6 protein-coding genes are annotated in these 11,909 nt (G+C 57.9%); 4 read left to right on the top strand and 2 right to left on the bottom strand.

From position 1 onward, the window contains the following. Positions 1 to 176 precede the first annotated feature (176 nt). Positions 177 to 3,596, top strand: coding sequence for a TonB-dependent receptor (locus HDF14_RS15655; RefSeq protein WP_183978389.1), 3,420 nt, complete (start codon positions 177 to 179; stop codon positions 3,594 to 3,596). A gap of 76 nt (positions 3,597 to 3,672) precedes the next feature. Here HDF14_RS15655 and HDF14_RS15660 read toward each other — a convergent pair whose 3' ends face one another. Both HDF14_RS15660 and HDF14_RS15665 read right to left on the bottom strand, forming a co-directional pair. Continuing rightward, complete coding sequence (locus HDF14_RS15660) at positions 3,673 to 6,090, bottom strand: phosphoketolase family protein (RefSeq protein ID WP_183978391.1); 2,418 nt, start codon at positions 6,088 to 6,090, stop codon at positions 3,673 to 3,675. Positions 6,091 to 6,157: 67 nt separating this feature from the next. Continuing rightward, complete coding sequence (locus HDF14_RS15665) at positions 6,158 to 7,357, bottom strand: acetate/propionate family kinase (protein WP_183978394.1); 1,200 nt, start codon at positions 7,355 to 7,357, stop codon at positions 6,158 to 6,160. A gap of 532 nt (positions 7,358 to 7,889) precedes the next feature. Between HDF14_RS15665 and HDF14_RS15670 the strand changes: the two genes are divergently transcribed. The 3 genes from HDF14_RS15670 to HDF14_RS15680 all read left to right on the top strand — a co-directional run bounded on the left by HDF14_RS15670 (position 7,890) and on the right by HDF14_RS15680 (position 11,897). Further along, on the top strand, positions 7,890 to 8,903 hold the full coding sequence (locus HDF14_RS15670) for an O-antigen ligase family protein (protein WP_183978396.1): 1,014 nt from the start codon (positions 7,890 to 7,892) through the stop codon (positions 8,901 to 8,903). 123 nt (positions 8,904 to 9,026) lie between these two features. Beyond that, entirely contained in the window at positions 9,027 to 9,818 is a 792-nt protein-coding gene (locus HDF14_RS15675; protein ID WP_183978398.1) for an FkbM family methyltransferase, read from the top strand. 9 nt (positions 9,819 to 9,827) lie between these two features. Further along, the gene (locus tag HDF14_RS15680) at positions 9,828 to 11,897 is read left to right on the top strand and encodes a glutamine--fructose-6-phosphate aminotransferase (protein ID WP_183978400.1); all 2,070 of its coding nucleotides are present in this window, start codon (positions 9,828 to 9,830) and stop codon (positions 11,895 to 11,897) included. Positions 11,898 to 11,909 lie beyond the last annotated feature (12 nt).

The raw sequence follows: 11,909 nt of genomic DNA on the forward strand, positions 1-11,909 counted from the left end.
GGCTCACTCTTTCTTAATTTGCCGTTTTCGCCACACTTCTAGCAGCCGTTTGGCCCTTGGAACACAGTGACGTACTCGTAGCATTCCGCTGCGACGCAGGCTTGTTTTTTAAAACGACCTCAAAAAAAATCGCTTCGAGCGATCAAGGAGATTCTTTGTCTTTTTTCGGAGGTTCTATGCGTAGGTTATCGGTAACGCCCTTACAGGCTGTCCTCTACAGTCTCGCCGCCATTCTGCTAACCATCCTCGGAACATCGTTTGCGAACGCTCAGACCTACCGCGGCGGAATCAATGGCACAGTGACTGACCACACCGGCGCCGCCATAGCCAACGCAACAGTCTCTGCGATCGATACCGCAACCAACCAGACCTACACGACCGTATCCACCAGTGCCGGCGACTTCAGCTTCACCAACCTCCCCATTAGCAGCTACACCGTCACCATCTCGTTCAGCGGCTTCTCCACCGCCAAGTACGACAAGGTCCAAATCGAGGCCGGCAGCAGCTACGTTATCTCCGCGAAGCTGGACCTTTCTTCTACCAGTCAGACCGTTGAAATCACCGCAGCGGCAATCACACTCGACACCGCCTCCGACGTCCAGACCACGGTCCTGCCTGAAGTCGTTGTGCAGAACATCCCTAACAGCGGTCGCGACTTCACCCAACTCATCGCCCAGACCACCGGATTCGCCGGCCTCAACACTGGTGGTGGCGGAGGCGACTCCAGCGTCAACGGAACCCGGTCGAACTCCGTCAACTGGCAGATCGAAGGAACCGACAACAACGACTTCTGGTGGAACATTCCCGCCGTCAACCAAGGCGGTGTCTCGGCCATCGCCGGCGTCATCTTTCCCATCGATGCCATCGAAAGCTTCAACTTCGTCACGACAGGCTCCACGTCGCTCGGACGCAACCCAGGCGGCACCGCAAACCTCATCATCAAATCAGGAACCAACTCCCTCCACGGGTCCGCCTACTACTTCAACCACAACGAGTTCTTCGAGCGCCAAAACCCCTTCTCCGACGTCAAGCCCGCATCCAGGCTTCAGGACTACGGCTTCTCCGTAGGCGCGCCTATCATCCACGACAAGTTCTTCTTCTTTCTCGCCGGAGAACATCAGAACTTCCTCATCGGCGCTCTCAACCACGCCACTGAGCCCTCGGCCGCATACCAGACCGCTGCTTACTCGGTCCTCGACTACTACGGCGTTCCTCATAGCACCGTAGCCGCCAACCTTCTCAATGGAAACGGAACCCTTCCCGGCCTCTGGCCCGCAGAGGCACTCACCGGAGGAGCGGACCCGGAGAACTATCAGGCCACTGGAAACCTGACCGGACACAGCTTCAACGGACTTATCAAACTGGACTACAAACTCTCCGACAAAGACCACATCTCCGCGCGCTGGTTCGTCGCACAAGGCACCCAGACCGCGCCAACCTCCTCTGACCTCACTCCGTACTTCGAAAACGCTCCTATCCACGTCCAGAACTACTCCATCATCTACAACCGCATCATCAGCCCAACGATCGCGAACCAGTTGTCCGCAGGCGTCAGCTACTTCAACCAGGTCTTCGCCGACTCTGATACTGGCTTCGATCCCATCGGCCTTGGTCTGAACACCGGCGTCACCGATCCCGCTCTCCCCGGTTCGCCTCACCTCATCATCGGGCCCACCGGCAGCGGCTCCGGCCTCACTGCCGGGAACACCGGCTTTGACCCACTCGGCCCCACCGCACCTTCAGGTAGAAACGACATCACCGGCCACCTCGACGACGACCTCACCTGGACCAAGGGCGCTCACCAGCTTCACTTCGGCGGCGAATTCCGCCAGGCGCAGGTCGATGACTTCTACCAGACCGGACAGCGTGGCACCATCTACTTCGATGGCTCCCAGGGCCCGTGGCAAACCGCGAACTTCGCGCCCGGAACGCTTGCGGCGCAGACGCCATGCGCTGCTCTGGCAACCAAAAACCAGGGAGTAGCCGCCCCCGACGGAACTCCATCGAACGTCCTGTTCCTCGCAGACTTCCTCGCAGGATGCATCAACCCATCGGCATCCAGCATCATCCTCGGGAATCCAAAGCGCCAGGTCTTCGGGAACTCCTGGGCCCTCTATGCGCAGGACGGTTGGCAGATCAACAAAAAGTTCAACTTGAACTACGGCGTGCGATACGACTACGCTGGCCCTGTCCACTCCAACTATCCCAACCTCTCCATCTTTGATCCCACTCAACCCTCCGGCCTCGCCGTCGCCGGGCAAGACGTCTCCAACATCTATCCCAAGTTCTGGGGCGGCGTCAGCCCTCGCGTCGGCTTCGCCTATCAACTCGATGACACCGGCAACACTGTCCTTCGTGGAGGCTACGGCTACTACTACGACTCGGTCTATGTAAAGTCCATCCTCCAGAACAACGGAATCCAGAACATCTCCGTCTTCGGCCCCGGTCTCAATCCAGCAGGCAGCAATCTGGTCGTCAACGCTCAGGGACTCAATCAGGCAATCCAGCCAGGCGTTGACATCTATCCCACCATCGACGTCGCCAGCCAGAACCCCTCGCCCGGCAGCCAGAGCATCTCCACCTTTGACAAACACTTCAGACCCTCCGACACCCAGATCTGGGACCTCAACCTCCAACACAGCATCACAAACTCCGTCATCATGCAGATTGGCTACGTGGGCTCCAAGGGCACACACCTGATGGGCATGTTTGATATCAACGCCGCCTCTCTCGGCAGCGCCTACATTCCTTGCCCGCCCGCTGAATCCAACGCTGACGGCTCCTGCAACATCAACACCCAGCAGGAGACCCGCCCGTTCAATGCGCAGTTTCCGAACTTCGGTGTCATCGACCAGGCCCGAAGCAATCTGGGCTCCATCTATCACTCCCTCCAGACCACCCTCCGCGTGCAGAACTGGCACGGCCTCACCTCGCAGCTCAACTACACCTGGTCTCATGCGCTCGACTATGAGACCGGCCTCCTTCCCTACCTTCCACAAGACCCAACGAACGAGAGAGCTGAGTACGGCAACTCGGACTTCGACGTCCGCAACACCTTCACCGGTTACTTCAGCTACGCCGTTCCCGTCTTCCGCGGGCCCGAACGCCTCACCCACGGCTGGGAGCTGACCTCCGGCTTCTCCTTCCATGGCGGGACCCCCTACACCGTCGTCGCCAGCTCCAACGTCAGCGGCAACGGCGAAGGTGCCGACCGCGCAGTCCAGGTCCTCGCAAACCCCAATAACGTCTCCCACTCCATCGTCAGCGGCTCTGTTCAGTGGTTTGATCCGAACGCCTTTGTCGATCCCGCAATCGGAACCTACTCACCCACACGTCGTGGCCAGAACCACAACCCCGGCTACCAGGACTTCGACCTGGCCGCCTCAAAAACGACTGCAATCACCGAGAGAGTGCAGATCAAGTTCACAGCCAACATGTACAACCTCGTCAATCACACCAACCTTGCGCCAGTCGGATTCCCCTCGACTGGCGAAGGTGGAACCATCGGCTCAACTCTTGGGCCCTACCTCGGCAACCCAACCATCGGACCCGGCGAACCCTTCAACACAGAGTTTGCGTTGAAAGTTCTCTTCTAACCAACCACCAACCGAAACAAAAGCCCCATCCGCAGAACATCGTCGGATGGGGCTTTTGCATGCCAGATGCTTCAATCTACAAAGGCCATCTCCACTCCCGAATCTCCTTGCTGTCGATGCCGTTCTCATGCGCATAGTTCACCGCTTCAATGATCTGTCCCTTCAACCACTCCTTCGTATGCGCCGCCGTCAACTGTAGTCGCGGCACTCGATCGATCACGTCGATAGCCAAATCGAATCGGTCAATCTGATTCAAAATCGCGAGCTCAAGTGGAGTGTTGATATTCCCCTTCTCCTTGTATCCACGCACATGAAAGTTCTCATGGTTCGTCCGCTTGTAAGTCAACTTATGGACCAACGAAGCGTACGCATGAAAATTAAAGATCACCGGCTTATTCGTCGTAAACAGGCTATCGAACTCTTTCTCCGAAAGCCCATGCGGATGCTCGGTCTCTGGCATCAACCGGAACAGATCCACCACATTCACAAACCGAATCTTCACATCCGAACAACGCTCTCGCAGAATCGCCACCGCCGCCAGCGCTTCCTCTGTCGGAATATCTCCCGCGCAAGCCATCACCACATCCGGCTCATCTCCCGCATCGTTACTCGCGAAATCCCATATACCAATCCCCTTCGTGCAATGCTTCACCGCATCATCCATGTTGAGATATTGCATGTGCGGCGCTTTATCCGCGACGATCACATTCACATAGTTCGAACTCCGCAAGCAATGGTCACCAACGCTCAACAAACAGTTGGCGTCCGGTGGCAGATAGATCCTCGTTATCTCCGGGCTCTTATTCGTCACCACATCCAGAAACCCCGGATCCTGATGCGTAAATCCGTTGTGATCCTGCCGCCACACCAGCGAAGTAATCAGCAGATTGATCGACGAAATCGGCGCCCGCCACCTCAGCTCCAGCTTGCTCTTTTCCAACCACTTCGCATGCTGGTTGAACATCGAATCGATGATGTGCACAAACGATTCATACGACGAGAAGAATCCGTGCCGCCCCGTCAGCACATAGCCTTCGAACCATCCCTCCAGCGTGTGCTCGCTCAAAATCTCCATCACGCGGCCATCGCGTGCGAGATCTCCGCCATCCGCATCCTCTGGCAGCAGCTTTGCCATCCACGTCTTTCCGCTGGCCTCATAAATAGCCTGCAGCTTGTTCGAAGCCGTCTCATCCGGCCCGAAGACACGAAAGCTCGTCATATTCATCTTCATCGCATCGCGCAAAAAGTGCGCCAGCACATCAGTCGGCGAAACCTCGATCTGCCCAGGCTTCTCCACCTTCACCGCATAATCGCGAAAGTCCGGCAGCTCCATAGGCTTCCTCAGCAAACCTCCATTCGCATGTGGATTCGCAGTAATCCTCCGTTTTCCTACCGGCGCCATCTCTCTCAACTCAGCGATCAGCTTGCCCGATTCATCAAACAACTCCTCAGGCTTATAACTCTTCATCCACTTCTCAACCAGCTTCAAGTGTTTCGGATTGGTAACGGGATCTAAAACCGGCATCTGATGCGCGCGCCACGACCCCTCCAGCTTGTGTCCATCAATCTCCTTCGGGCAAGTCCATCCCTTCGGCGAGCGCAGAACAATCATCGGCCATCGGGGCCGCTCCGGCTCAGTTCCCTTAGGAGCACTCCGCGCCTTCTTCTGAATCGCGCGAATCTCCGTCACGCATTGCTCCATCACTCCCGCCATCAGCTGATGCATCGTCGCCGGATCATCTCCTTCGACAACATGCGGCTCCCAGCCATATCCCTTGAACATCCACTCCAACTCTTCCGGCGAAATGCGCGCCAGAATCGTAGGATTCGCTATTTTGTAACCGTTAAGGTGCAGTATCGGAAGCACAGCCCCATCCCGCACCGGGTTCAGAAACTTATTCGAGTGCCACGAGGTCGCCAACGGTCCCGTCTCAGCTTCTCCATCCCCAACCACCACCGTAACAATCAGGTCCGGATTATCAAACGCAGCACCAAATCCATGCGACAAGCTATATCCCAACTCGCCGCCCTCATGAATTGATCCCGGCGTTTCAGGCGTGCAGTGACTACCGATCCCCCCGGGAAATGAGAACTGCTTGAAGAACTTCTGCATCCCCAAAACGTCTTCGCTCTTATCCGGGTACACCTCCGAATAAACGCCCTCCAGGTAGCTGTTCGACAACGTAGCCGGCGCCCCGTGGCCCGGCCCCGACAGATAGATCAAATCCAAATCGTACTTCTTGATCAGACGATTTAAGTGCACCCACACAAACGTCTGCCCCGGATCGGACCCCCAATGCCCCAGCAGCCGATTCTTGATATGCTCGGCCTTCAACGGCTCACGCAGCAGAGGATTCGCCCGCAAATACAACATCCCAACACAAAGGTAGTTACACGCCCGCCAGTAAGCGTCCATCTTCCGTAGTTCGTCAGCCGAAAGCGGCTTACCACCCTGGCTCTTATCTTTAGCCAATTCTTTAGTCGCGCTGCTCATAAAAGCTCCTTGAGTCGAAATCAACAAATTGGAAAAGAGAAAATCAAAATTTGTAACTTTAAAAGATCTAATTAACGGGCCCCGCCATTTGGCGCACGTGGATCGCGATCATCCAATCCTCTTTCGTCGGAACGACAAGCACCGCCGTTAAGGAGTCTGATGCACTGACGGCCCGCACAGCGTCGCCCCCGCCTTCGTTCAGCTCAGAATTCATCGAGATCCCTAAGCCCTCCATCCCCGCAACAATCTCTTCCCTCGACCGCGCATCATGCTCCCCGATGCCACCCGCAAATACAACTGCATCAATTCCGCCCATTAACGCAATAAAGCCACCCAGCGCCTTCTTTACACTTCGAGTAAAGATCGCGGTAGCTAGGCTCGCCCGCTTATCGCCCTTCGCCGCAGCCTCACGAACAGCCTTCATATCGTTCGGCATCCCCGAAAGAGCCACCATCCCAGCGTCATGATTCAGCATCTTCTCCAGCGCATCCACCTGATTGCCCTTCTTCTCCCGCAGCAGATAGAGCACTAGCCCCGGATCGAGATCTCCCGGCCGGGTCCCCATCACCACGCCCCCCGTCGGTGTCAGCCCCATCGTCGTATCGATCGAACAGCCATCCACCAATGCCGTCACGCTGCATCCACTCCCCAAGTGTGCAATCACCATTCGCTTCGGAAACGAAATCGTCTCCTCCGCTCGCAGCCTGTGCACAATCGACTCACAACTCAGGCCATGAAACCCGTACCGGCGAACGCCCCGCTCCCGATATTCAATCGGAATCGGATACGTCGTCGCCTCCTCCGGCATCGTCTGGTGAAACACCGTATCAAAGCAAGCGTAGTGCGGCACACTCGGAAACTTCGCCATCATATCTTTGATCACTTCAATCACCGCAGGGTCATGCAGCGGCGCAAAAACCACTGCCTCCTCAAGATCCTTCAGCACCTCGTCGGTGATCCTCTGATGTCGGTCCAGCTTCGCCCCTGGATGCACCACCCGATATCCAACCGCATCCACCCGCGGCAGACCCTCCCCACTCACAGCCCCAACCACCAGCCCGATCGCCTGAAGCGGCGTCTTCGCCTCCACCTCGCTACGCCCACCGCTCAAATCCCGCCCACCCGCATCCCGAAATTTGAAGGCCCCCTTCGTTCCGCCTATCCCGGTCACCTCTCCCTCAAACATCGAGCGAGCCCCATCTCCCCCCGCTTCAAACAGGGAAAACTTTATCGACGAAGACCCGCTATTGATGACGAGTATGTGCACAGCACCTCACTCTATTGCTACGGTACACCGAGAACCGCAACCACCCGTAAATTCCCCGTAAAACCCTATTCCTCCTATCGATGCTTCTCAACGTCGCGAACACTTCGAGCGATCAGACCACCGGCATGAATCGTTGCAAATCGTTGACAAGATACTGACAAAACAGCACAGCAGCCGACGTAGGGTTGATATATCGGAGGTTCGGCATGATGCTCCCAGCCCGGCATGATGCCCCGTCTATCTGATGGTAGAGAGGATTTCATCAACAGAGACCTCTGACGATGCCTTGCATCTAAGCCGCCCTACGCCCATTTACAGAATCCTGTTCTTTCTTCTTCTTTCGGGGCCACCTAAGTTTCGGTTGCGAGACGCCACTGACTCCCTGTCGTACACCCTTGATTGGGTCATCCTGCTGCAGGTGCTCGTCTGGGGAATAGCAGGTTGCTGGTTATTTCTCGATACGTCGTATCACCCCGAAGCTGACTCGGCAGATCGGTTCCGCCTTTCCAATCTGCAGATACTAACCATCATCTTGATTGGCCTGTTGGGAGTGTCCATATTCTTCTCCGAGTCGATGGGCTTTTCAGCGTTCAAAGTCTATCAACTCGGCGTAATGATCGCATTCATCATGCGTTTTACTGGCAGATTCGGAATCGCGGAGACTCTGAACAATCTCTTCCTCGGATGCGGCATTTTGGCGATTGCGGACGTAGTCGCTGCATTTCTAATGCCTGACCTGGTCTTCGTTCCAACCGAACTAAGAACGCTGCGTTTTCGAGGCGATCTGATCGCACAAACCGGGACCGTTTCCGTTATCGGACTGATCCTGTTACTGACTATCAAGAGCGACTTGCCTCGAAAGAAATTCTTCTTTTGGGCGGTCACCTTTGGTGGTGTTCTTGTCTTTTCTTTGGCGAGAACAAGCTACTTAATATTGCTGGCATTCCTAATACTTGCGGTTCTCAAACGACCGCCAATACCAGTCCTTCGAAAGGTCGCTACGCTGGCTCTTTTAACTGTGCCTTTTGCAGCTGATAGCCTCATCACGGCATTGAACGCTCAACGCAAGGTCGAGGACATCTTAACCATTAGCGGACGTCTTGAGCTCTGGACACACTTGATCGAAACAACCCTCGCCAAAGGACCATGGTTCGGATTGGGATACGCCGCTGCGTCCAGGATCTACGGGCCCGAGATCAATCCGGAGTTGGGCACTGCACACTCAGCCTTTGTCGAAATATATGCCGGCGGCGGTCTTGTGAGTCTAGTAGCGTTTCTGTTGATCTGGGCGGTTCTAGGTTGGGCAATACTGAAGTTATATCTCAGCCGTCCTGGAAAAACGGGCTTCGCGATCGTTGGCTTATTCTGTGCCTCACTGTTTCTCAATGCGGTCGGAGGCGAGCTCCAGGCCGAACCCACAGGCGTCTGCTTTTGGTGTGTCGTGGCGGCAGTCGTATATCTCCCATTTGAGAATTTGTCTCCAATTGCTGCGACTCTCCGTTCTCCGCTTTTAACAACGGCCGCCCAACGACCTCAAGAATCGTAGGAGTCATTCTTATTCAAACCATTCCACACTTCGCCAACCTATCCGGCCCATCGAGACAGTAATGCCATAGGAGTCCGCACGTTGTTCAACTTTCGCAACCGCCCTCCTCGAGACAACAACATCATGACGCACTCCATAAGACACTCCATCCGCTCCGTCGTCGAAGCCACCGGCCATCAGATTCGGAAGACTGACGTCTACAGCTCACAAAAACTCCGTTACCGCCGCCTCTTCTCTCTTCTCAACCTCAACCTAATCCTCGACGTAGGCGCCAACGCCGGCCAATTCGCACAGCTCTGCCGCACCGTCGACTACCGCGGCAAAATCCTCTCCTTCGAACCCAGCAGCAGCGCCTATCAGAGACTCCAAACCGCCGCCGCATCCGATCCCCTCTGGACAGTAGCCGGCATCGCCCTGGGAGCCACCACCGGCGAGACCGAGATCAACGTCTCTGCCGACTCCTTCTGCAGCTCCATCCTCCCCATGCTCGACTCGCACCTCTCCGCCGCGCCTCGCTCTGGCTACCTCCGCAAGGAAAAAGTCCTCATCCGCCGCCTAGACGACGTCCTCCCTCCCCCCGCCTTCAAAAGCCGCACCCTCCTCAAGCTCGACGTCCAGGGCTTCGAGCTTCAGGTCCTCACCGGAGCCCCCAGAATCCTCTCCCAGGCCCTCGCCGTGCAGTTGGAGATGTCCCTCCTGCCTCTCTACCAAGGCGAAACCCTCATGCCCGAGATGTCCGCCGCTATGTCCGGTCACGGCTTCCATCTCTGGGACCTCGAGCCCTCCTTCCGCGACCCCACCACCGGCAGGCTCCTCCAGGTCGACGCCATCTTCGTCCGCAACTCAGCCCTCGCAGAACCCCTCCCCCAAAAGTCCCAGCCCCTCCCTGAGGCAGAATCGGTCGTCGCCATCTAAACTCATTCCATGTGTGGAATCGTTGGATACATCGGCCCTCAGTCTGTCGTCCCCGTCATTATTGAAGGCCTTCGCCGCCTCGAGTACCGCGGGTACGACTCCGCTGGCATCGCCGTAGCCGGAGGCCCCAAAGGCCTCGAGCTCCGCCGCGCCCCCGGCAAGCTCCGCAACCTCGAAACCGTCATCCACGACTCCCCCATCGACGGCTCCTTCGGCATCGGCCACACCCGCTGGGCCACCCACGGCCGCCCCACTGAAGAGAACGCCCACCCTCACCGCGACGGCTCCGGCACCCTCGTCGTCGTCCACAACGGCATCGTCGAAAACTATCTCTCCCTCAAGAGCGCTCTCATCGCCAAGGGCCACAAGTTCGTCTCCGAAACCGACACCGAGATCATCGCCCACCTCATCGAAGACGAGCTCGAAATGGCCGGTGGACATGCTCACGTCGTCCGCTCTCAATCTGCAAATGAGTCCGAAGCAGTCGTCTCCGATGGGACCTCCCCGACGCGCGAGACGCGCGAAGCGCTTACGCCCGTGCGGCCAGCACTCCCCCTCGAAGAAGCCGTCCGCCGCGCCGTCAAGCGCATCACCGGAGCCTTCGCCATCGGTGTCCTCTCCGCGCACGAGCCCAACAAGCTTGTCGCCGCCCGCATGGGCCCACCCGCCGTCATCGGCATCGGCGACGGCGAGTTCTTCCTCGCCTCCGACGTCCCCGGCATCCTCCACCACACCCGCAACATCCACTTCCTCGCCGACGGCGAAGTCGCCATCCTAACCAAAGAAGGCGTTCACCTCACCGACTTCGACTCCAACCCGCTGCCATTAAAAGTCCAGCGCATCACCTGGGACCCCATCCAGGCAGAAAAGTCCGGCTACAAGCACTTCATGCTCAAAGAAATCAACGAGCAGCCCCGCGCCATCCGCGACACCACCCTCGGCCGCGTCTCCCTCGACACCGGCAAAGTCCATCTCCCCGAGATGCAGTTCTCCGAAGCCGACTTCCGCAACGCCAGCCAGATCACCATCGCCGCCTGCGGCACCTCCTGGCACGCTGGCCTCGCCGGCAAGTTCATGATCGAGCGCCTCGCCCGCCTCCCCGTCGAGGTCGACTACGCCAGCGAGTACCGCTACCGCGACCCCATCGCCGACCCACGCGCCATCGGCCTCCTCATCACCCAATCCGGCGAAACCGCCGACACCCTCGCCGCCCAGGCCGAGCTCGCCGCCAAAGGCTCCAAAACCCTCGCCATCTGCAACGTCGTCGGCGCCGCCATCACCCGCAAAGCCCAGGGCACCCTCACCACCAACGCCGGCCCCGAGATCGGCGTCGCCTCCACCAAGGCCTTCACCGCCCAGCTCACCGCCCTCTTCGTCCTCGCCCTCCATCTCGCGCAGGTCCGCGGCACCATCTCCGACGAAGAATCCCTCCACCTCGTCACCGAGCTCTCCAAACTCCCCACCAAGCTCGCCTCCCTGCTCAACATCAACTCACCCGACGCCCCCGGCTCCTCCGAAGGCGTCGCCGCCCCCATCCGCCCCTCCACTCCCGACCGCCGCTCCACCACCCGCCAGCCACTCTCCGTCCAGTGCGAAGAGCTCGCCCGCCTCTTCCACACAGCCGACGACTTCCTCTTCCTCGGCCGCGGCATCCACTACCCCATCGCCCTCGAAGGCGCACTCAAGCTCAAGGAGATCTCCTACATCCACGCCGAAGGCTACCCCGCCGGCGAGATGAAGCACGGCCCCAACGCCCTCATCGACGAATCCCTCCCCGTCGTCTGCATCGCCACCAAGGACCCCAACGATCCCTCCAGCGTCCTCAAGTACGAAAAAACCCTCAGCAACATACAAGAGGTCACTGCCCGCTCTGGCCGCGTCATCGCCATCGCCATCGAAGGCGACACCGAGATCAGCCAGCTCGTCGAGCAGACCATCTACATCCCCCAGGCCCCCGAACTACTCCTACCCATCCTCGAAGTAGTCCCCCTCCAACTCCTCGCCTACCACATAGCCGTACGCCGAGGCTGCGACGTAGACCAACCCAGAAACCTAGCAAAAAGCGTCACCGTCGAATAGCTTATGCAAAAC

The sequence above is a fragment of the Tunturiibacter gelidiferens genome (genome assembly GCF_014201335.1).
GTDB lineage: Bacteria > Acidobacteriota > Terriglobia > Terriglobales > Acidobacteriaceae > Edaphobacter > Edaphobacter lichenicola_E.

Coding starts and splice junctions, on each gene's coding strand:
- HDF14_RS15655 (WP_183978389.1), top strand. CDS start 177: ATGCGTAGGTTATCGGTAACGCCCTTACAGGCTGTCCTCTACAGTCTC.
- HDF14_RS15660 (WP_183978391.1), bottom strand. CDS start 6,090: ATGAGCAGCGCGACTAAAGAATTGGCTAAAGATAAGAGCCAGGGTGGT.
- HDF14_RS15680 (WP_183978400.1), top strand. CDS start 9,828: ATGTGTGGAATCGTTGGATACATCGGCCCTCAGTCTGTCGTCCCCGTC.
- HDF14_RS15675 (WP_183978398.1), top strand. CDS start 9,027: ATGACGCACTCCATAAGACACTCCATCCGCTCCGTCGTCGAAGCCACC.